General features: G+C 69.7%; 23 protein-coding genes. 5 read left to right on the forward strand and 18 right to left on the reverse strand.

Going from position 1 to position 20,602, the window contains the following annotated elements:
* Positions 1-59: 59 nt before the first annotated feature.
* On the forward strand, positions 60-1,133 hold the full coding sequence (locus AVR91_RS19890; protein ID WP_083737652.1) for a GDSL-type esterase/lipase family protein: 1,074 nt from the start codon (positions 60-62) through the stop codon (positions 1,131-1,133).
* Between the two features lie 127 nt (positions 1,134-1,260).
* On the opposite strand, the gene AVR91_RS19895 is transcribed toward AVR91_RS19890, so the two are convergent.
* Genes AVR91_RS19895 through AVR91_RS19920 form a run of 6 tightly spaced genes read right to left on the reverse strand, consistent with a single transcriptional unit; the run spans position 1,261 to position 5,134 of the window.
* Positions 1,261-1,560, reverse strand: coding sequence for a hypothetical protein (locus tag AVR91_RS19895; protein ID WP_005150941.1), 300 nt, complete (start codon positions 1,558-1,560; stop codon positions 1,261-1,263).
* A complete protein-coding gene (locus tag AVR91_RS19900) occupies positions 1,547-1,774 on the reverse strand; it encodes a hypothetical protein (RefSeq protein WP_007035425.1) in 228 nt (75 codons plus the stop codon). Before AVR91_RS19900 ends, AVR91_RS19895 begins: the two co-directional genes overlap by 14 nt.
* A 46-nt stretch (positions 1,775-1,820) precedes the next feature.
* Positions 1,821-2,273 carry an Lrp/AsnC family transcriptional regulator gene (locus AVR91_RS19905; RefSeq protein WP_063272912.1) on the reverse strand — a complete coding sequence of 151 codons (453 nt, stop codon included), beginning with the start codon at positions 2,271-2,273 and terminating at the stop codon, positions 1,821-1,823.
* On the reverse strand, positions 2,270-3,412 hold the full coding sequence (locus AVR91_RS19910) for a M24 family metallopeptidase (RefSeq protein WP_063272913.1): 1,143 nt from the start codon (positions 3,410-3,412) through the stop codon (positions 2,270-2,272). Before AVR91_RS19910 ends, AVR91_RS19905 begins: the two co-directional genes overlap by 4 nt.
* Before the next feature lie 10 nt (positions 3,413-3,422).
* Positions 3,423-4,673, reverse strand: a complete 1,251-nt coding sequence (locus AVR91_RS19915) for an MFS transporter (RefSeq protein ID WP_063272914.1) — start codon at positions 4,671-4,673, stop codon at positions 3,423-3,425.
* On the reverse strand, positions 4,670-5,134 hold the full coding sequence (locus AVR91_RS19920; RefSeq protein ID WP_063272915.1) for a winged helix-turn-helix domain-containing protein: 465 nt from the start codon (positions 5,132-5,134) through the stop codon (positions 4,670-4,672). Before AVR91_RS19920 ends, AVR91_RS19915 begins: the two co-directional genes overlap by 4 nt.
* A 104-nt stretch (positions 5,135-5,238) precedes the next feature.
* On the opposite strand from AVR91_RS19920, the gene AVR91_RS19925 reads away from it, so the two are divergent.
* The 3 genes from AVR91_RS19925 to AVR91_RS19935 all read left to right on the forward strand — a co-directional run bounded on the left by AVR91_RS19925 (position 5,239) and on the right by AVR91_RS19935 (position 7,760).
* Complete coding sequence (locus AVR91_RS19925) at positions 5,239-5,775, forward strand: NADPH-dependent FMN reductase (RefSeq protein ID WP_063272916.1); 537 nt, start codon at positions 5,239-5,241, stop codon at positions 5,773-5,775.
* A 75-nt stretch (positions 5,776-5,850) separates the two neighbouring features.
* The gene (locus AVR91_RS19930) at positions 5,851-6,795 is read left to right on the forward strand and encodes a 5'-3' exonuclease (RefSeq protein ID WP_063272917.1); all 945 of its coding nucleotides are present in this window, start codon (positions 5,851-5,853) and stop codon (positions 6,793-6,795) included.
* Entirely contained in the window at positions 6,792-7,760 is a 969-nt protein-coding gene (locus tag AVR91_RS19935) for a pirin family protein (RefSeq protein ID WP_063272918.1), read from the forward strand. Before AVR91_RS19930 ends, AVR91_RS19935 begins: the two co-directional genes overlap by 4 nt.
* A gap of 156 nt (positions 7,761-7,916) precedes the next feature.
* On the opposite strand, the gene AVR91_RS19940 is transcribed toward AVR91_RS19935, so the two are convergent.
* The 5 genes from AVR91_RS19940 to AVR91_RS19960 all read right to left on the reverse strand — a co-directional run bounded on the left by AVR91_RS19940 (position 7,917) and on the right by AVR91_RS19960 (position 14,939).
* A complete protein-coding gene (locus AVR91_RS19940) occupies positions 7,917-9,137 on the reverse strand; it encodes a GNAT family N-acetyltransferase (protein ID WP_063272919.1) in 1,221 nt (406 codons plus the stop codon).
* Positions 9,138-9,181: 44 nt separating this feature from the next.
* Positions 9,182-9,580 (reverse strand): DUF4333 domain-containing protein, encoded by a 399-nt coding sequence (locus tag AVR91_RS19945; RefSeq protein WP_076153261.1) that lies wholly within the window; start codon positions 9,578-9,580, stop codon positions 9,182-9,184.
* 34 nt (positions 9,581-9,614) lie between these two features.
* Entirely contained in the window at positions 9,615-10,814 is a 1,200-nt protein-coding gene (locus AVR91_RS19950) for a GNAT family N-acetyltransferase (RefSeq protein ID WP_063272920.1), read from the reverse strand.
* A 41-nt stretch (positions 10,815-10,855) separates the two neighbouring features.
* On the reverse strand, positions 10,856-11,629 hold the full coding sequence (locus AVR91_RS19955; protein ID WP_063272921.1) for a DUF4333 domain-containing protein: 774 nt from the start codon (positions 11,627-11,629) through the stop codon (positions 10,856-10,858).
* Between the two features lie 532 nt (positions 11,630-12,161).
* The gene (locus AVR91_RS19960) at positions 12,162-14,939 is read right to left on the reverse strand and encodes a DEAD/DEAH box helicase (RefSeq protein ID WP_063272922.1); all 2,778 of its coding nucleotides are present in this window, start codon (positions 14,937-14,939) and stop codon (positions 12,162-12,164) included.
* A gap of 112 nt (positions 14,940-15,051) precedes the next feature.
* Between AVR91_RS19960 and AVR91_RS19965 the strand changes: the two genes are divergently transcribed.
* Complete coding sequence (locus tag AVR91_RS19965) at positions 15,052-15,639, forward strand: hypothetical protein (RefSeq protein ID WP_063272923.1); 588 nt, start codon at positions 15,052-15,054, stop codon at positions 15,637-15,639.
* Here AVR91_RS19965 and AVR91_RS19970 read toward each other — a convergent pair.
* The 7 genes from AVR91_RS19970 to AVR91_RS20000 all read right to left on the reverse strand — a co-directional run bounded on the left by AVR91_RS19970 (position 15,623) and on the right by AVR91_RS20000 (position 20,555).
* Positions 15,623-16,498 carry a diacylglycerol/lipid kinase family protein gene (locus tag AVR91_RS19970; RefSeq protein WP_063272924.1) on the reverse strand — a complete coding sequence of 292 codons (876 nt, stop codon included), beginning with the start codon at positions 16,496-16,498 and terminating at the stop codon, positions 15,623-15,625. The genes AVR91_RS19965 and AVR91_RS19970 overlap by 17 nt on opposite strands.
* A 7-nt stretch (positions 16,499-16,505) precedes the next feature.
* Complete coding sequence (gene tatC, locus AVR91_RS19975) at positions 16,506-17,474, reverse strand: twin-arginine translocase subunit TatC (RefSeq protein ID WP_063272925.1); 969 nt, start codon at positions 17,472-17,474, stop codon at positions 16,506-16,508.
* A gap of 95 nt (positions 17,475-17,569) precedes the next feature.
* Positions 17,570-17,902 carry a Sec-independent protein translocase subunit TatA gene (tatA, locus tag AVR91_RS19980; RefSeq protein ID WP_037337552.1) on the reverse strand — a complete coding sequence of 111 codons (333 nt, stop codon included), beginning with the start codon at positions 17,900-17,902 and terminating at the stop codon, positions 17,570-17,572.
* Positions 17,903-17,940: 38 nt separating this feature from the next.
* The gene (locus tag AVR91_RS19985) at positions 17,941-18,150 is read right to left on the reverse strand and encodes a bacteriophage holin (RefSeq protein WP_063272926.1); all 210 of its coding nucleotides are present in this window, start codon (positions 18,148-18,150) and stop codon (positions 17,941-17,943) included.
* A gap of 9 nt (positions 18,151-18,159) precedes the next feature.
* Complete coding sequence (locus AVR91_RS19990; protein WP_016334182.1) at positions 18,160-19,137, reverse strand: helix-turn-helix transcriptional regulator; 978 nt, start codon at positions 19,135-19,137, stop codon at positions 18,160-18,162.
* A complete protein-coding gene (locus AVR91_RS19995; RefSeq protein ID WP_016334181.1) occupies positions 19,134-20,114 on the reverse strand; it encodes a helix-turn-helix transcriptional regulator in 981 nt (326 codons plus the stop codon). Before AVR91_RS19995 ends, AVR91_RS19990 begins: the two co-directional genes overlap by 4 nt.
* 9 nt (positions 20,115-20,123) lie before the next feature.
* Positions 20,124-20,555: a winged helix-turn-helix transcriptional regulator gene (locus AVR91_RS20000; RefSeq protein ID WP_063272927.1), complete on the reverse strand. Its 432-nt coding sequence runs from the start codon at positions 20,553-20,555 to the stop codon at positions 20,124-20,126.
* Between the last annotated feature and the right edge of the window lie 47 nt (positions 20,556-20,602).

Consider the following 20,602-nt stretch of genomic DNA (forward strand, 5'->3'; position numbering starts at 1 on the left):
GACCGTCACACCGCCATGATCACCCTCTCGAGCCACGGGGTCCGTAGAATCCGGTGACGATGCGACGTTTCCGGTGGTGGTGGGGTGCTCTCGCGCTCACGTTCGTGGTGGTTCTCGTCGGGTTCATTGCCTTTACCGGGTCGGAAAGCCGCCCAGGGCAGCCGTCCCCGCGCCAAGGACCGCCGGGGACGGGGCCGCTGACGGTCGTCTCCATCGGCGACAGCACCGTTTCCGGCGAAGGCGCGGGCGACTACACGCCCGCCACCAACGGGCAGGGTGGCAACTGGTGCCACCGCTCCCCCAACGCCTTCGTCGAGCAGATCAAGATCCCCGACGTCACCGCGCGCGTGAATCTCGCGTGTTCGGGAGCGCCCTCGGAGCAGATCGCCTTGGGCGAGGCCAAGCAGTGGACGGAGCCGTCGCAGGCGCAGCAACTCGCGAACCTGATCAAGGATCACCGGGTCGCCGCGGTGGTGATCGCGATCGGCGCGAACGACGAGCCGAAGTTCTCCGCTCAGGTCAACGAGTGCTTCAAGGCGTGGTTCTCCCCGCAGAACCCGCCGTGCAGCGCGGCGCTTCGCACCACCTGGCAGTCCAAAGTGGACGCCATGGTGCCGAAGGTGACCAACGCGGTCGCCGACGTCAAAAAGGTGTTGGCGCAAGCGGGTTACGTCCCGGCGGACTACCAGCTCGTGCTGATGTCGTACGCCTCGCCGGTCGGCCCGCAGATCCCGGAGGCGCTGCGCAGCCTGAACGGCTGCCCGTTCCGCACCGAGGATCTGGAGTGGATGCGCCGCGACGGCGTCTCCATCCTGTCGGACGGGCTCAAACAGGCATCGCGGGCGACCAGCGCGCGGTTCCTCGACCTCTCGCGAGCCGGCGCCGGGCACGAAGCGTGCAGCAGTGAACCGGCGAACGAGTGGTTCAGCAGGCTGACACTGCAACTGCGCGACCTCGGTCAGGTCGACCGCGCGAGCCACGCGCTGCAGGAGTCCTTCCACCCCAACGCCAACGGCCACGCTCAGATCGCGAACTGCCTCAACGAATTCCTCGCCGCGCGCGCGGGCAACGCGTCGTGCCTCTCGGGCCCCGACGGCAAACTGCACGCCGCACCCGAGGTGATCGCCCGCTAGAGGTCGAGAGCGGCGCGCGACACGAGACGAGCCCTTCACCTCACGCGGTGAGGGACGCTTTACCCGCGTCGCATGCGGCGAAAGTCCCCTTCAGCCGCTCCGAAACCAGGAGAACTCGAGGGTGGCGCTAGAGGTCGAGAGCGGCGCGCAACGCGATGTCGATGCGCTCCTGGACCTCTTGGTCGATCTCCGCGATCTTCTCGTCGAACCACGGCCGGTACAGGCGCGTGAGGTTCAGCGTGGAGACCCAGTACCGCGCGTCGACGGCGACACCGAGGATGTCCTGCGGATCACGGTCCAGCAGTTCGGTGCCGAGCAGCCACGGTCGCTCGGATTCGTTCACCCCGTCCGAGGACAGCAGGACGACGGTGCGCTGCCGTGCCGGTTCGGTCGGGGGGTGGTACGTCCAGACTTCACCCCTGTGCACGCAGATCCTTCTCCGCGGCGGTCAGCTCGGCCTCGTCCGATTCGGCGGACGGTTCGACCGGGGCGCGCTGCGGGGTGTATCCGGTGCGCACGGCCTCCCTGCGGGCCGCTTTGGACAACCACGACGAGACCGAGATCCCGTGTGCCTTCGCGGCCCGCTCGGCGAACTCGAGCGCACCACTGTCGAGTGAGAGAGTGACCTTACGTGTTGCCATACCTTTTATCGTACCAGCGCCGCGCAAGCCCACCCGTTCCCTCGTCTCACAGGGTGGGCGAGCGTCCCTCGAACGGCGTCGACAGCACGACCGTGGTCCGGGTCGAGACCTTCGCGGACTCGCGGATCCGGCGGAGCAGATCCTCCAGGCCGAGCGGCGACGCCACCCGGACCAGGAGGATGTACGACTCGTCGCCGGCGACCGAGTAGCAGGACTCGATCTCCTTGATGTGCTCCAGACGCTGCGGATAGTCGTCCGGCGCGGCCGGGTCGTTCGGCGTCAGCGAGATCAGCGCCGTGAGCGGCAGGCCGATCTGCTCGCCGTCGAGCCGCGCCGTGTAGCCGAGGATGACCCCGCGCTGCTCCAGGCGGCGCACCCGCTGGTGCACCGCCGACACCGAAAGCCCGACCCGTTCGGCCAGATCGGTGTAACTGCGCCGCCCGTCGGCGGCCAGTTCCTGCACGATGGCCTGGTCCAGCGGCTCCAGGGAACCGGTCATGCGTCGAGCACGATCAGGTCGTGCGGACGCTGGTTGACCGATTCGACGCCGTCCTCGGTGACCACGACGATGTCCTCGATGCGGGCGCCCCAGCGGCCGGGCTGGTAGATGCCGGGCTCGACGCTGAAGGCCATGCCCGGCTCGAGCGGCAGCGCGTTGCCCTTGATGATGTAGGGCTCCTCGTGCACGTCGAGGCCGATGCCGTGACCGGTGCGGTGGATGAAGTACTCGCCGTACCCCGCCTCCGCGATGATGTCGCGCGCGGCGGCGTCGATCGACTCTGCGGTGACACCCGGACGGACGGCGTCGACGGCGGCCTTCTGGGCGCGCTGCAGCACGGCGTAGGTCTCGGCGACGTCGGCGTCACGCGGCTCGCCGACCGCGTACGTGCGGGTGGAGTCGGAGTTGTAGCCCTCGGCGATCGGGCCGCCGATGTCGACCACGACGACGTCGCCGCGCTCGATCACCCGCTCGGAGACGTCGTGGTGCGGGCTGGCGCCGTTGGGGCCCGAGCCCACGATCACGAAGTCGGCGTGGGTGTGGCCCTCTTCGACGATGGCGGCGGTGATGTCCGCGCCGACCTCGGCCTCGGTGCGGCCGGGGCGCAGCCATTCGTGCACGCGGGCGTGCACGCGGTCGATCGCCGCTCCCGCGTCGCGCAGCGCCTGGATCTCGGCCGCGTCCTTGCGCATCCGCAGTTCGCGCACGATCGGCCCGGCCAGCGTCTGGTCGGCGTCGCCGAGCGCGCCGCGGAAGGCGAGCACGTGCAGCGCCGGGGTGAAGTCGCTGACCGCCACGCGGCCGGGCTTGCCCAGCCGGTCGGCGACGAGTTCGTAGGCGTTGTCACCGTCGACCCAGGTGACGATCTCGATGCCGAGTTCCTCGGCGGGGACGTCGGCGTAGCCGGGTGCCTCCAGCTTCGGCAGGACCAGCGCCGGAACGCCGTCGGCCGGGATCACCAGCGTGGTCAGCCGTTCGAAGGAGCCCCCGGCCTGGCCGATGAGGTAGCGCAGGTCCGAGCCGGGTGCGATCAGCAGGGCGTCGGTGTCGGCGGCGGCCGCCGCGGCGCGGGCCCGGTCGAGGCGGGCGCGGAGGCTGGCGGCGTCGGGGGCTGGGTTGTGAAGGGAACGGCGCGACATGATGGCGAGCCTAGTCGGTCCGCGCCCCTTGGCTCACCGGCCGGTCACCCCCGATCGGGGCGGGATCGTCGAGTCCGCGCCAGACCCGGAAGATCGCCGGGAAGCCACCGGCGATCAGGTACAGACCACCGAACACGGCGAGCGCGCCGACGAGCCCGATCCCGTCCAGGAGCAGGCCCGCCGCCATCGAGCCGAGCGGCATCGCGGCGAGCACCCCGCCCACGAGAAGGCTGAGCACGCGGCCGCGGACGGCTTCGGGAACCCGTTCGTAGACCACGGGCAGCAGGATCGGGTTCAGCGCGCCCGCCCCGATCCCGGCGACCACCAGGCCGGCGAGCAGGACCGGCGGCGCGGGTTCCAGCGCGAGCAAGGCGAACCTCGGCGCACCCTCGATGCCGACGGCGACGAGGATCGCCGCCCGGCGGGAGAACCGGTGGCCGACCCAGCCGTAGATCGCCGAGCCGAGCAGCGCCCCCGCCGCGACCGCGGTGATCATCGCGCCGATGAGGGCGGTGCTGTGCAGGACCTGGTCGCCGTAGGCCGGATACAGGACGCCGAGCAGCCCGAAGTCGAGGCTGTTGGTGAGCATCAGCATGCCGACGATCGCACGCAGCACCGCGTCGCGTTTGACGTAGCCGAGCCCTTCGCGCAGTTGCTTGAGGTATCCGCCCGACGGCGGCCGCGGCGGGCCGGCCGCGACCGGGGTGAGCGCGAAGATCAGCGCCGCGGACACCAGAAGCGCGCCCGCGTCGACGAACAGGACCGGAATGGGCCCGATCACCGCGATCAGCGCGCCGGCGGCTGGTCCGCCCGCCATCCTGCCGGTTCTCATCGCCGCCTCGACGGCGCTCGCAGCCCGACTTACGCGGATATCGCCGAGTTCCGCGACTCCGGGAAGCAGCACCTGTTTCGCCGTGTCGGCGGGGCCGCGGGAAACGCCCATCACGAACGACAACGCGATGAGCCCGGGCAGGCTGAGCCCGGTGGTGGCCGTCGCGAGCGGGATCAGGAGCACCGTCACGGTGGTCAGCAGATCGGCGCCGACACTGGCCCGGCGGGGGCCGACCCGGTCCACGACCGGCCCGCCCAGCAATGCGGCGACCATCAGGCCCAGCACCTCGGCCGCGGTGACCATGCCGGTTTTGGTGCCGCTGCCGGTGCTCTGCAGGACGAACCAGGGAATCGCGAGCAGCGTCATCATCACGCCGGCCGACGAGAATCCGGACGCCACGACCAAGGCCCCCAGTGGCATCCGGCTCATGGCGTTTCCGGCCGGGATTTCCTCGGGACGGCCGCCCAGTGCACCCGGACCTGGGTGTCACCCTCCTTGGCAGGGCGGCGATAGCGCTTGATCAACTCGAGGATCTCGCCTCTCAACGCGGCCGCTTCGCCGGGCGTCAGGGAGAGCGACGAGTCACCGGCCAGGCCGGGATCGTCGACGAAGTCCGCGGCGGGCATCCGGTCCCCCTCGCGCACGGCCTTCCACCACCTGTCGCGTCTGCTGCCGCGTTCGGCGTCCTCCGCGATCAGCCCGGATTCGGCCAGCTGGCGCAGATGCCAGCTGGTGGTACCGGAACTCTCCCCCAGCCGTTTTCCCAGGCCGGACGCCGTCGCCGGACCGTCATCCCGCAGCAGCTCCAAGAGCCTGACCCGCAGTGGATGCGACAACGCCCGCAGAAGGCGCCCGTCGATCCGCGCGAGATATCTCTCGCTCTTCCCCATACCGGCGACCCTACATCGCAAAGAGTTCTCTGCGATTGATTTCAGCAAGAAGGCCGATTCTGGAGTTTGACTTCAACTTAACTATAGGTTTTACGGTCTTGCCCATGACAACGAACTCGCCTTATCAGCTCGCCGTCGTGATCAGCAGCGTCCGCGAGGGCCGCTTCGCCCCCGTCGTCGCGAACTGGTTCCTCGACCGCGCCAAACAGCGCGACGACGTCACCCTGTCCGTCATCGACCTCGCCGAATCCCCGGGCGACCTCTCCCCCGGCGTCGACGGCGCGGACGCCGTCGTCGTGATCGTCCCCGAGTACAACCACAGCTACCCCGGCCCGCTCAAGACCGCGCTCGACGCCACCGGCCCCGAGTGGCACGGCAAGCCGGTCGCCTTCGTCTCCTACGGCGGGATCTCGGGCGGCTTGCGCGCGGTGGAACACCTGCGCCCGGTCTTCGCCGAGCTCCACGCCGCCACCATCCGCGAGACCGTGAGCTTCCCGTACGCCTGGAACCACTTCGGCCAGGACGGCGCGCACGACGACTTCGAAGGCGCTTCCGCCGCGGCCACCACGCTGCTCGACCAGCTGAACTGGTGGGCCAACGCCCTCCGCGACGCACGCCGGGTGCGGCCTTACGCGGCCTGACGCCGTCCGTGGAGGACCCGGCTGGGGGTCGGGTCCTTCACGGACATCCGGCGCGGGACATGGCAGGCTGTCCGCGTGACCGGACCACTCGCTCTCCTCGATTCCGCGAGCCTCTACTTCCGCTCGTTCTACGCCCTGCCCGACTCGATGACCGCCCCGGACGGGACACCGGTCAACGCCGTGCGCGGGTTCACCGACACGATCGCGCGGATCCTCGTCGACCGGCGGCCCTCCCGGCTCGTGGCCTGTCTCGACGCGGACTGGCGGCCGAAGTTCCGCACCGATCTGCTGCCCAGCTACAAGGCGCACCGAGTCGCCGAAGAAGTTCCGGAAGGCAGCGACGTCGAAGAGGTGCCGGACACGCTGACCCCGCAGGTCCCGATCATCCTCGAACTGCTGGAGGCCTTCGGCATCGCGACGGCCGAGGCGGCCGGATACGAGGCCGACGACGTCATCGGCGCCCTCGCGATCCGGGAGCAGGACTCGCCGGTCGAGGTCATCACCGGTGACCGCGACCTGTTCCAACTGGTGCGGCGTGAGCCGACGTCCACAGTGGTCATCTATGTCGGCAAGGGCTGGAACAAGGCCGAAGTCCTCGGACCGGACGAAATCGCCGAGAAGTACGGGATCCCGGCCGGGAACGCCGGTCCCGGATACGCCGACATGGCCGCGCTGCGTGGCGACCCGTCCGACGGGCTGCCCGGTGTCGCCGGGATCGGCGAGAAGACCGCGGCGAAGCTGATCACCCAGTTCGGTTCCCTGCAGGAGCTGATCGAGGCGTCGAACGCGGGCGACTCACGGGTCCCGCTCAAGACCCGGCTGCGGCTGACCGACGCCGCCGACTACCTCGCGGTGGCGCCGACCGTCGTCCGGGTGGCGGCCGACGCGCCCGTCGAGCAGTCGCGTCCGGACATCGTCCCGTCCGAGCCCGCCGACCCGGACAAGGTCGCGGAACTCGCGGAACGCTGGAATCTCGGCCGTTCGGTGGAGCGCCTGCTGGCCGCGCTCCCGAAGTCATGAGCAACACCGAGGCCGACCCGGCCGAACTGCTGTGCAAGGAACGGCCGGGCGAAGGCGTCACCGTGCTGACCCCGCGCGACGTCCCGCTCGGCGGCCCACGCGCGATCCGGGTCCGCCGCACCCTTCCGCAGCGGCAGCGGTCACTGATCGGCGCGTGGTGTTTCGCCGACCACTACGGCCCGCAGGACGTTTCGGCGTCCGGCGGGATGGACGTCGCACCGCATCCGCACACCGGATTGCAGACCGCGAGCTGGCTGTTCAGCGGCGAGATCCAGCACCGCGACAGCATCGGCACCCACGCCATGGTGCGGCCGGGCGAGCTCAACCTGATGACCGCGGGGCACGGCATCGCGCATTCCGAAGTGTCCACACCGGACACCACGACACTGCACGGCGTCCAGCTCTGGATCGCGCTGCCCGGCGAACACCGCGACACCGCACGGGACTTCCGGCACTACGCGCCGCCACTGCTCGACCTGCCCGGCGCCACGGCGCGGGTCTTCCTCGGCACCCTCGCCGGGACCACCTCGCCGGTCCCGGCGTTCACTCCCCTGCTAGGCGCCGAACTCACCATCGAGCCCGGCGCGACCTCGGCCCTCGACGTCGATCCGGCCTTCGAACACGGTGTCCTGCAGGACATCGGCTCCGTCACCGTCGCCGGCGTCGCGCTGGGTGCCGGAGAACTCGCCTACCTCGCGCCCGGCGCCGGGCGGTTGGAGCTGACGAACTCCGGCACCGAACCCGCTCGGGTGCTCCTGCTCGGCGGGACGCCGTTCACCGAGGAACTCGTCATGTGGTGGAACTTCGTGGGCCGCAGCCACGAGGACATCGCCGAGTACCGCGAGGCATGGCAGGCGCAGGCAGACCGGTTCGGCCGGGTCGAGGGCTACCAGGGCAGCACGGCGTGGCTGCCCGCACCCACGTTGCCGCAGGTGCGGATCAAACCGCGACGGAATCCGTCCTAGCTCCCGCCTCGTGAGTGGTAAGGACGGTTAGAACCAAGGATGTCTTAGCTACCTACTGAATGCGGATGGCAGTTGGCCGCAGGTCCGTGAAGGCCCCCTTCCCTCGGCTCAGCCGAGGGAAGGGGGCCTTCACGTAGTTCGAGGGGGCGCGAGTGCCTAGAAGAACGTCCCGCACCACGGCGAGCGCGCGGTGTGGAACAGGGAGTCGGCACGGGCGACCGCCGCCTCGTCCAGCACCTCGACCCGACCGGACAACGCCAGATCGCTGAAGAGACCGTGGCCGAGATACAGCGACGACAAGGTGGCCACGTCCAACCGCAGATCGGCCTCGGCGGTCGTGCGTTCCGTGCCGTCCGGGCCCACGACGTAGCGACCGTTGTTGTCCGGAAGCTGCTTGTCGAGCACGTCGAGCACCACGGGTTCGGCGCTGCCGTAGGAGCGCGCCCGCAACGCCGCGAGGACGTCGACGAGCCGCAGCCACAGGTCGTCGATGACCTCGGTGGTGTTCACCGCCCGCGGGTCGGTGAGCAGTTCGGCGATCGGCTCGTCCAGCGGGCGGCCCCGTCCGGCGACGGCCGAAACCAGGTCGATCGACAGCAGGAAACGCCACAGTGCCGCCCAGGCCTGTGGTGTCGCGGCATGGAGTTCGCGGATGTCCAGGATCGCCCCACGCTCCGGCGCCAGCCTGTCACGCGCGTCGATGCTCTGGTAAACGACGAAACCGTCGTCACCGTCGGGTCCACTGTGGACCGCCACCCGGTAGCCGTCGTTCCCCTTCACCACCCGCTCGAAGAAGCCCGGCCACCAGGCCGCCGGACGGGAGACGAACCCCGGTCGCGCTCCCTCGAAACGTTGGTACAGCGCGGGAACGCGCTCCACCGCTTCGGCGGGGGTGATGAACCTGACCACGCCGTCCCGGCCCACGCCGTCCCGAAGCCGGGCACGGGGACGCTCGATGGACACCCCTTTGCCGAAAGTCGCCGGGCCGTACCCGAAGCGGCCGTAGATGACGGCTTCGGAAGCGTGCAACGCCGCCAGCAGGACACCTCGCGCCGCGAAATCCTCCAGCTGCACGGCCATCATCTCGGTGAGGATGCCGCGGCGCGTCCAGTCGGCACGGACACCGACACCGTCGACGGCCGCCGTGACCAGCTTCCGTCCACCCGGGACGGTCAGCTCGACGTCGAACGAACTCGCGATCCCCACCGGGGCGCCATGCTCGTCGAACGCGGCGAACTTACCGGCGGCGGACCAGGACGGAGCCATCTTCGCCCAGACCTCGTCCGTGGCGGGCTTGCCGTGCAACGACTCCGACAGGACGTCGAGACAGGCTCGCTGTTCGCCTTCGGCCACGGCACGCACCAGGAATTCGCTCATACCGTGGATCCTGCCGTCCGGCCTCGGAAAGCCCCAACCGGTTTTCAGCCGGGCGCGCCGACCTCGTAGCGGCCGTCCTCACCGGTGACGGTGATCGTGACGGTCTTTCCCTCCCCACCGACCTGCACGGTGCAGGTGAACGTGCTGCCGTCCTCGACCTTCTGGTTCGACGGGCACAGCACGTCGCCGACCTCGTTCACCTGATAGGTCTCGGTGAGGATCTTCCGCACGTCCGCCTGCATCGTCCTCGGGTCGAAGACCCTGCCCGGAGCGTTGGAGGACGAACCGCCGGAGGTCGCGGGCGCGCTCGACGAAGCTCTCGACGTCGGCGGGACCGTCACGGTCTTCGTCGCCGGCGCGGGTGCCGGCGTGTCCGAACACGCCACCAGCACCGCGAAAGCGGCACCACACAGACCGACCGTCGCGACGGCTCGCCTGCTCAAGCTTCTCCACCCCCACCGGTGTGATCATCCAACGTCAGAAGAAGGTACCGCACCAGGGGTTCACCCGCGTGCCGAACAGCTGGTCCGCTCGCTCCAGGACGCTCTCACTCGTGGCACGGACGCGTCCGGCGAACGCGAGATCCGAGGGACGCCAGCCGCCGAGGTACACCATGGAAAGGGTGTCGGCGTGCAGCTCGAGATCCACCGGATCGGTGGTGCGGACGGCGCCGTCCTCGGACAGGCGGTAGCGGCCGGAGTTGTGCTCCAGGAAGGGATCGGTGACCTCGATGACGACCGGCTCACCCCGATACGTGCGGGCGCCGAGCATCCGCTCGACGTCGACCAGCCGGAACCAGCCTTCGTCCTGGACCTTCTGCACCGCCACGTCACGCGGATCGGTGAACAGCAGCTCGACCGGTTCGTCGAGCGGCCTTTTCTCGGCGGTGACCTGGTCGATCAGGTCCACGGACAGCAGGTAGCGCCACAACCCGGCGAACGCGTCGGGATTCGCGTAGTGGAAGGACTGGACCTTCAGCAGTGCCGGGGCGCCGAAATGGGCTCGCTCGACGGTGTAGGTGACGAAACCGTCGGTGCCGTCCGGGCCGCTGTGCACCGCCGTCGTCACCGGCGTTGTCGCCCGTCGCACTTCGCGTTCGTAGCCCGGCCACAGATGAGGACTCCGCGAGATCATGCCGGGCCGGGTGCGCGGGACCGCGTCGAAGAGCACGGGCCATTGCTCGATGGTGTTCTCGAGATCGAGGAGGGAGATCTGCCCACCCGCGGGCACTTCGGGACGGAACCGGGCACGGCGCCGGTCGACCTCGATAGATTTCGCCCGCACCGCGACGCCGTACCCGAACCGGCCGTAGATGGCGCCCTCGGACGCGTGCAGCATCGCCGCGGGAACGCCACGGGCGGCGAAATCCTCGAACTGGGCACGCATCAGCGCGGTCAGCACGCCACGACGGATGCGATCGGCGCGGACGCCGACCAGACTGACCGCGGCGAGCGGCGTGGTGCCGCCGCCGGGCAGCGTCACTTCCGAATCGAAGGACCGGAGAGTGCCGATCAGCTCCGAGTCGAACGCGCCGAACCCACGGTCCGGCTGCATCGACGGGGCGATGGCCGACCATTCCTCGTCGGTCATCTCCTTGACGTGCAAGGCCCGCCTGAACAGATCCGTCGCGGCCCGTTCCTCGTCGGACCGCAGCAGCCGCACTGAAAAGTCGCTCATGGCACGATCATGCAGGATCGACCGTGCCCGGCGCCCGCGGTTTACTTGGTGGTGGCGGGTGGCGAGACCTCGTAGTTGCCGGTGTCACCCTTCACGGTGATCGGCACCTCCTGCGGCTTGCCCTCGATCGTGGCGGTGCAGGTGAACTTCACGCCGTCCTTGACCTCCTGGCCGGAGGGGCAGGTGACCGCGCTGATCTCCTTGATCCCGTAGGTCTCGGTGAGCAGCTTCTGCACGTCGGTCTGCATCTGGGTGTTGTTGAACACCTGGGTGTTGAACCAGCCCGGCGTGACGAACCCGAGGATGCCCACCGCGGCGATGATCACCACGAGCGCGCCGATCCCGATGAACAGGCCCTTCTTGGACTTCGGCTTGTCCTGTGCCTCGCCCTGGGTTCCCGGGAACTGGCTCTGGCCGTAGTCGTACTGGCCTTGTTGCTGCCCGTACTGGGGCTGCTGCTGCGGGCCGCTCTGCGGGTAGCCAGGCTGCTGCTGGGGCCCGCTCTGCGGATACCCCGGCTGCTGACCGTACTGCGGCTGCTGGCCCCACTGAGGCTGCTGTTGCTGCGTCTGGGAAGGATCCTGCTGCGGATACCCGGGCTGTTGCTGAGACGGGTCGTACGGCGCGGGCTGCTGACCCCACTGAGGCTGTTGCTGCTGCGTCTGCGACGGGTCGTACTGCGGCTGCTGGCCCCATTGCGGCTGCTGCTGCGGGCCGCTCGGCGGTTGAGCGCCGCCCGGCTGTTGGCCGTAGCCCGGCTGCTGCCCCCACTGGGGCTGCTGCTGCGGGTCGTTGCCGCCATACGGCGTGCTCATCGTTCGCCTCCGCCTGTTCCGCCATCGTCACCGGCCGACCTGCATGGCCGTCGTGGGCGATCCAACCACAGGTCGGCGCCCCTGCCCACTGTTCCCGGGTGGTGTCGGGCCAACTCTCCGCGACCGTGCTCACACCGGAGGCGCGTCCGTTCCGCCGGTCAGCCCAATCCTCCTGAAAGGCCAAGGATGGCTCCGGTCGGCCTGTGTTCACCTCCCCACTCGGCCGCGGACCGGGTCGCACGGGCTTGATCACCGGAGGATCGGGGACGTTGAGTGTCCCCATTCTTCCGTTGATCAAGCTCCGAGACTGGGAGATCCCTCGACTATGTGGAGATCGGGACGTTCAACGTCCAGATTCCGACATTGTCGACTCCCTCCCCACTCGCCCGCGAACCGAGTCGCACGAGCTTGAAGTCCGGTATCGCTTCGGCGGTTCCGCGTGTTCCAGGGGACGGCGCGCGTGATCAGACGGACGACACGCGTGACTGGACGGACGACACGCGTGACACCCTTGGCTGACCGTCCCGGCCGGTCACGCGCCGCCGGCCGCCACGACCCCGCGCCGCAGCGCCTTCACCGCGTCCGAAGCCGCCGCCCCGACCGGATCCGCTTTGCCGAGGACGTCGCGGATCTGGTCGAGCAGGTCGATGACCTGACGCGACCACCGCACGAAGTCACCGGCCGAGAGCTCCTGCCCGTTCGCTTCGGCGGCGGTGAGGACCTTCTCCAGCGATTCGCCGCGCGCCCACCGGTAGACGGGCCAGGCGAAACCGGCGTCGGGCTCGCGGGTGCGGTCCAGTTTGTGCCTTCGCTCGTCTTCGGTGAGCTCCATCCACAGGCGCGTGGTCGCCTGCCAGGCGTCGACGACCTTGCCCGCGGGCAAGCGAGGCTCCCCCGCGGTGTCCCGGCGTGCCTCGAAGACCAGCGTCGAGACCACGGCCGCGAGTTCGGCGGGAGCCAGGCCCTTCCAGACGTCGTGCCGGATGCATTCGGCCGCCAGCAGATCCGACTCGCTGTAGAGGCGGGTGAGCCGCTTGCCGTGTTCGGTGACCCGGTCCTCGCCGTCGCCCTTCGACGCGGGGCCGAGGTAACCGCGCTCGCCGAGCAGCCGCAGGATCCGGTCGAAGGCACGCGCCAGCGAGTGCGTGGTCGCGGCGACCTTGCGTTCCAGTTGCTCGGTCTCGGCCGTGAGCCGCTGGTATCGCTCGACCCAGCGCAGGTTCGCCTCGCGTTCGGCCAGACCGTGGCACGGATGCGCGCGCAGCGCCCGCCGCAGCGCGGCCAGCTCACCGTCCTCATTGGCCCCGGCGCGGCGCTTTTGCCTGCCGGGCAAGGAGATTCCCGCGTTGCGCAGGCTCGAAGCGATGTCGCGCCTTGTCTTGGGTGAGCGAAGCTCGATGTGCTTCGGCAGCTTGATGTTCCCGAGTGCCTCGACCGGCGACGGGAAATCCGAGACCGAAAGCGGTCCGGACCAACGATCCTCGGTGACCACGACGGGCCGCGGCTCGCGGATCGGGTCGAGCCCCGGGTCGACGACGACGGCCAGCCCGGCACGCCGTCCCGCGGGCACGGCGATGACGTCGCCCTTGCGGAGCTTCTCCAGCGACTCGGCGGTGCCCGCCCGGCGGGCGGAGGTGTTCTGCCGCGAAAGCGCCTTCTCCCGCGCCGAGATCTTCGCCCGCAGCTCGACGTACTCCAGCATCTGGTCGAAATCGCCGGTGATGGCGGAGGTGTAACCCCGCAGGGCCTCCTTGTTCCGCTCGATCCGCCGCGCCGTCCCGACCACCGACCGGTCGGCCTGGAACTGCGCGAACGACTGTTCCAGCAGATCGCGGGCGGCCTCGGCGCCGACCTGGGCGACCAGGTTGACCGCCATGTTGTACCCGGGCCGGAACGACGACCGCAGCGGATAAGTCCTGGTCGAGGCCAGACCCCCGACCTGTTTCGGGTCGATCCCCGGCTGCCAGACGACGACCGCGTGGCCTTCGACGTCGATCCCGCGCCGCCCGGCCCGGCCGGTGAGCTGCGTGTACTCCCCCGGCGTCAGGTCGACGTGCGCCTCGCCGTTGTACTTGACCAGCCTTTCCAGCACCACGGTGCGCGCGGGCATGTTGATGCCGAGAGCGAGCGTCTCGGTGGCGAAGACGACCTTCACCAGCCCTTGGACGAACAGCTCCTCGACGGTCTCCTTGAACGCCGGGAGCAGCCCGGCGTGGTGTCCGGCGATGCCTCGCTCGAGCGCCTCGCGCCACTCCCAGTAGCCGAGGACGCCGAGGTCGCCTTCGGGCAGGTCCTTGGTGCGCTCGGCGACGATCCGGCGGACCTTCTCGACCTCCTCGGGGCCGTTGAGCCGCAGGCCGGACCGGACGCACTGACCGACGGCGGCGTCGCAGCCGGCGCGGGAGAAGATGAACACGATGGCGGGGAGCAGACCGGCGTTGTCCAGCCGCTCGACCGTGTCCGTGCGCGACGTCGGCCGGAACCGCGGCATCCGTGACGGCGCGCCTCGCCGCCCGCGCGGTCCCCGCAATCCGGCCGGGGCGAAACGTCCGCCGACCTCCTCGGTGCGCCGCAACAGGCTGGGGTTGATCCGCAGTTCGGTGCCCGGCGCGTGTTCCTCCTGGCCGGCGAACAGGTCCAGCAGCCGGTTGCCGACCAGCATGTGCTGCCACAGCGGCACGGGGCGGTGCTCGTCGACGACGACGGTGGTGTCGCCGCGGACCTCGACGAGCCACTCGCCGAACTCCTCGGCGTTGCTCACCGTGGCCGACAGGCCGACGACGCGGACGTGCTCGGGCAGGTGGAGGATGACCTCTTCCCAGACGGCGCCGCGGAACCGGTCGGCGAGGTAGTGGACCTCGTCCATCACCACGTACGCGAGCTCGCCGATGGTCGAAGACCCGGCGTAGAGCATGTTGCGCAGGACCTCGGTGGTCATGACCACGACCTGCGCGTTGCCGTTGACCGACGTGTCGCCGGTCAGCAGGCCGACCGCGTCGGCGCCGTAGCGGCCGACGAGGTCGGCGTACTTCTGGTTCGACAACGCCTTGATCGGCGTCGTGTAGAAGCATTTGCGCCCCTCGGCGAGGGCGAGGTGCACCGCGAACTCGCCGACCACGGTCTTCCCGGCGCCGGTGGGCGCGCAGACGAGCACACCGTGACCGTCTTCGAGCGCCTCGCAGCCGCGGACCTGGAAGTCGTCGAACTCGAACGACGACTCGGCCGCGAAGCGGGTCAGCTGGGGGTATCGAGCGCGGCGCTGGGAGGCCGCGTAGGCCTCGGCCGGGGTCTGAGAAGGGCTATTGACCACTTCGTCAGGGTTCCATACCCCACCGACAGTTCGCACTCGGTGTGACGATCTCGGGAACGGCCGCCACGTCTCTGTCATCCAAGGGGCGGATTCGAGATCGAGAGGGGACGCCATGGAGATCGCTTGCCCGCAATGCGCGCAGGTCGACCAGGTGCAGAGCGTGCCGGCGGTGTTCCAGAGCGGCCAGACGACCTACCGGGTGCAAGGCGGCATGACGGCGATCCCGGCGGGCGACGGCGTGGTCTACACCGCGACGACGCACACGGGTGTGTCGGTGACCGCGACCGCGGCGTCGCTCAACCCGTATCCGGTGCTCCGCGGCGGTGGGTGCTTCCTGGCGCTCGCCCTGGTCCTGCTGATCCCGGCGTTCGCGTTCGTCTCGTTCGCCACCGACTCGCTCGCCGAGAACCCCGCGCCGACCGCGAGCGGCCAGGTCGGTGCGGCCATCGGTGCCTGGATCTTCCCCTTCGGCGCCTTCGCGCTGGTCGCCTTGTTCGCCGTGCTGTTCGTGCTCCGGTTGCGGCGCAACGCGCGGATCCGGCGGGGTATCCCGGACGCGCTGGCGTACTGGCGGCAGGCGTGGTTCTGCCATCGCTGCGGCGGCGTGTTCTTCCCGCGCGGCGACCTGATGCCGGCCGCGACATTCCGCGCGCAGGTGTGGCGGGCGGGCGACTACGCCGGGCTCACCCGACGACGGTGAGCGCCCCGGGGACGCAGGTGACGTCGAGCGGCAGCCTGCCCAGCGGCTCGCCGTCGGCGTAGACGGGCAGGTCGCTGCCCGCCAGGTGGATCTGGGCGGCTTTGAGGGTCCGGACCGCCGGATGCGCGATGTGCTGCCCGGAGCGGACACCGGGCAGCATGCGGAGCAGGTCGCGCCGGGTCGCGTTGCCCACGACCGTGACGTCGAACAGGCCGTCCTCAGGATCGGCTCCGGGGCAGATCGGCATGCCGCCGCCGTAGTACGGGGTGTTGCCGACGGCGATCATGGTTGCGTCGAGCTCGAGTGTCTCGACGTCCGTGCGGAGCACCACCGGCCGGGGCCGGAACGCGGCGAGTTCGGCCATGATCGCGACGTCGTAGCGGCGCGGGCCGCGCGGCCAGGTCAGCCGGTTGGCGCGTTCGGTGACCAGCGCGTCGAAGCCGGAGCACAGCACGGTGGCGAACCATTCGCCACCGGCCCGCCCGAGATCCACCCGGCGCCGTTTTCCCTCCGCGATCCGCCTGGCGACGAGATCGACGGCGGCATGCGGCCGTTCGGGGATGTCCAGCGCCCTGGCGAAGTCGTTGCCCGTGCCCGCGGGGACGAGCCCGAGCGCGACACCGGATTCGGCGCAGAACTGAACGCCCTGGTGCGCGGCCCCGTCACCGCCGAGCACGACGAGGACGTCCAGACCGGCCGCGCGCGAGTCGGTCATCAGCGCGCGGGATTCCTCGACCGTGTGGGCCACGAGGACGTCGAGCCGGTCGACGACGGGCCGCAGCCGCGCCGCGACCGACTCCATCAGCCGTTCCGCGGCCCCGTTACCCGAGGCGGGGTGGACGGCCAGCGCCGCGTGCATCCCCGGCTCAGGTGACGTCGTCGGTGCTGGTGCGCTTGCCGTTGGTGGCGGCCGACGGCTCCTCGTCGATCGTGCTCGGCGTGTAGTCGAACGGCGCGGCCTCGTCGTCGGCGAGCTGGTCCCAGCCCTCGGTGCCGCGTTCCTTGTCGAGCTTGCGGTCGTGGAAGCGTGCGATCTGGATGGAGAGCTCCAGGAGCACCACCAGCGCGCCCGCCAGGGCGAGCATCGAGAACGGGTCCGAACCGGGCGTCGCGAAGGCGGCGAAGACGAACACGACCATGATCAGGCCGCGGCGCCACTTCTTCAGCGTCTGGTACTTCAGGACGCCGACGCGGTTCAGCATCACCACGAGCAGCGGGAGTTCGAAACTGACGCCGAAGATCACCAGCAGCGACAGGATGAACGAGACGTACTTGTCCGCGGTGAGCGCGGTGATGAACTGGTCGCCACCGAAGTTCATCAGCAGTTCGAGAGCGTGCGGGACGAGGAGGTACGCCAGCACGGCGCCCGCGGCGAAGAGCGCCGAAGCGAACGCGACGAAGGTGAGCGCGTACTTGCGCTCCTTCGAGTAGAGACCGGGCGCGATGAACGCCCAGATTTGATAGAGCCACACCGGCGAAAGCAGCACCGCGCCACCCGCGAGACCGACCTTCAACTGCGTCATGAACGCTTCGAAGGGCACGGTCTGCAGAAGCTTGCAGTCGCCTTCGCTCCCGCCGAACCGACGGTCCGCGGGAATGGCGCAGTAAGGATCGACCAGCAACTTGCCCAGAGATGGGACAGGGCCCAGCGTCGTCTGGAACCAGATGAAACCGAAGATCCCGCCGACGACGAGAGCGAGCAGCGCGAAGCCCAGACGGCGGCGGAACTCGTAGATGTGCTCGATGAGCGTCATCGTGCCGTCGGGGTTGGTCCGACGGCTGCGCTTGCGCCGCTTCGAGCCGCGGCGCTCCTCACCGGAGGCGGAATCCGCCACTGGACAGTCCGTTCTCGTCAGGGTCCACCATGAGCGCGCCGGGTCTCCGGCGCGCTCATCCGCGAACAGGCTCCGCTTGGCTAACTAAAGACCGCTCAGCTGGCGTTCTTCTGCGCCTGCTCGGCCGGAGCGGGCGTGGCGGCCTGCTGCTTCTTGAGCTCGTCGAGCTGACGCTGGAGGTCGGCGACCTGCTTGTCCTGCGCGCTCGCGGCGGGCGCGGGCGTGGTGGCCTGCGGCAGCTGCTTGGTCTCGACCTCTTCGGTCTCGGCGGCCTTGTCCTTGTCCCCGGCCATGTCCTTGGTCTCGGCCTTGAAGATCTTCATGGACTTGCCGATGGACCGCGCGGCGTCCGGAAGCCTCTTGGCGCCGAACAGCAGAACAACGACGAGCACCAGGATGATGATGTGCCACGGCTGCAGCGCGTTCATCGTTTGCGGCCTCCTTCTCGAGTCTGTCGTAGGTGATGTTACCGGTCTTCGAGCCCACGTCGTTGCGCGATCGCCACGCGTAGCGCGGCCGACCTGGCACGAAGGAGCCCTGTCCGTTTTCGGGTGTTCGTAGCCACCATGCTCATCGTATGGGTGAGCACGCGCAAGACTCTGCGTAATTTGATTAGCAGAACAAAGAGCAGGATCAGCCCGGCGATGGCGAGCGCGATGCTCGGCAGGTACGACACGGCGTCACCCTACTGCTCGTAGGTTGACGTTAGGTGACGAGCCCGGGCCAGTGCGTCGGCCGCTCGTCGACGAACTGCCTCTCCGAGCGCGGCCGGGCTCTCGACCTGCGCGTCTCCGCCGAGGCCGAGGATCAGCCGGACCATCCAGGACTCGTCGGCGTAACGCATCCGGATGCGCAGCCGCCCGCCGTCGAGCTCGTCGAGCTCTTCGCACGGGTAGTACTCGGCTACCCAGCGTGTGTCGGGATCGAGGACGAGGACGGCTTCCTGCTGGTCGGGACGCGGCCGGAAAACACCATCGGAAATGTCAGTGGGCTGGGCGTGCGCCGGCGGGACGGCGGGTTCGTCGAGCACGGTGAGCTCGTCGATGCGGTCGAGCCGGAACAGCCGGACACCCTCCGCGCGGCGGCACCACGCTTCGAGGTAGCCGACCGCCTGGACGATGAGCAGCCGCATGGGATCGACGGTGCGTTCGGTGATCTCGTCCTTCGACGCGGTGTAGTACCGGATCCGCAAAGCGCGCTTCGCGGTGAGAGCGGACCGGACGGCTTCGCGCGTTCCCGCGGTCTTCCTGCCCTCGCGTACTCCCCCGCCGACGACGATCCCCGACGGCTGTGCCTGCCCCGCGGCGACCTCGATCTTCGCGATGGCGCGGCGGACCGCGTCGGCGTCGACCACACCGGGTGTCTCGGCCAGGGCTCGCAGCGCGACGAGCATGGCCGTCGCCTCGCCGCCGGTGAGCCGCAGCGGACGGTTCATCCCGGCGTCGTGCGTGACGACGATCGTGTCGCCCTCGAAGGAGAGGTCGATCAGGTCGCCGGGCCCGTAGCCGGGCAGCCCGCACATCCACAGCAGCTCTAGGTCCTTGCGGAGCTGCTTGGGCGTGACGTCGAAGTCGTGGGCGGCGTCGTCGATCTTGATGCCGGGCCGGGCGAGGAGATAAGGCACGAGCGCGAGCAGGCGCGGCATCCGTCCGGTGGTGCTCATCGGGCACCACCCGCGTGCGCGATGGCTTCGAGACGGCTGAAGACCGACTTCGCGAGCACCTCGGGTTCGAGGACGAGGACGTCCGGGCCGTGGGCGGTGAGCCAGTCCGCGGCGGATTCCGGGTAGTACAGCTCGATTTCCACGAGGTCGCCTTCTTCTCCCCCGGCGTCGCTGCGGCCGACCACCCGGCCGCGGCGGCGGACCCCGGCGGCCCGGCCGTCGGCGACCCAGACACTGGCGATGGTCGGCGCGGACGGGTCCTCGCCGCTGCTGGCGGAGACCATCTTCAGCAGATTGACCCCTTCCGGGCGTTCGACGACGCCGGTTTCCCCGAAGGCGTCGACCTTCCCGGTCACGCGCGAGAGGCGGAAGCAACGGGACGCGCCACGGTCCCTGTCATGCCCGACGACGTACCAGCGGCCCTTCCACGACACCACGCCCCACGGTTCGAGGGTGCGGATCTTGCGCTCGGCCGAACCACTGCGGCGGTACTCGAAACGCACCGCCTGTCCGGCTTGGACGGCGGCCAGCAGCGGGCCGAACGCCGGCTCGGCCCGGACACGGGGTTCGACGACGGTCGGAGCGTGGTCGTCGACCTCGACGCCGGCCGCGCGAAGTTTCACCAGCGCGCCTTGGGCCTCACCGGTCAGTTCCGGGGAATCCCAGAGCCGGACGGCGAGTCCGACCGCGGTCGCTTCGTCGGGCGCGAGGTCGATCTCGCCGAGTTCGTAGTCGCGGCGCGCGATGCGGTAGCCGTCGATCGCGTCGAACGCCGAGTTGCGGCCGGTCTCCAGCGGGATGCCGAGCTCGCGCAGTTCGGTCTTGTCGCGCTCGAACATGCGGAAGTACGCCTCGTCGCTGGCCGCGTCGGCGTACCCGGGCACGATGCCCCGGATCCGCTCGGCGGTGAGGTACTGCCGGGTGGACAGGAGGGCCAGAACCAGGTTGACCAGACGTTCGGCGCGTGCGGTGGACACCCGGCTACCCTAGCCCGCGCCGTCCGACCCGATGGTGACAGCCGCCGATCGCGCGTCGTAACGATCCCTGGCGGTCTCCACCTCGTCGAACCGGGTCTCCGCCCAGTCCTTGATCCCGGCCAGCAGCTGCCGCAGACTCCGGCCGAGCTCGGTCAGTTCGTAGTCCACGCGCACCGGCACGCACGGGGTGACGGTGCGGGTCAGCAGGCCGTCCCGCTCCAGGGTCCGCAGGGTCTGCGTGAGCATCTTCTGGCTGACACCGGCGATCCGGCGCGAGAGATCGCTGTAGCGCTGTGGCCCGTCGCCGAGCGCGACAAGGACGAGACTGACCCATTTGCCCGAGACCTCGTCGAGCAGCTTCCGGGCGGGGCAGGCCGCGAGATAGGCGTCGTAAGCCCGTTTCTCCTCGTCCCGCCGTTCCTGTGCCGTGCGCGTGACCACGGTGCGCGTACCTCCGCGTGGGTTGGGCACCTCGAGGTGCGTACTTC

Origin of the sequence: Amycolatopsis keratiniphila subsp. keratiniphila, assembly GCF_001620365.2 — a bacterium.
In the GTDB taxonomy this organism is placed as follows: Bacteria; Actinomycetota; Actinomycetes; order Mycobacteriales; family Pseudonocardiaceae; genus Amycolatopsis; species Amycolatopsis keratiniphila.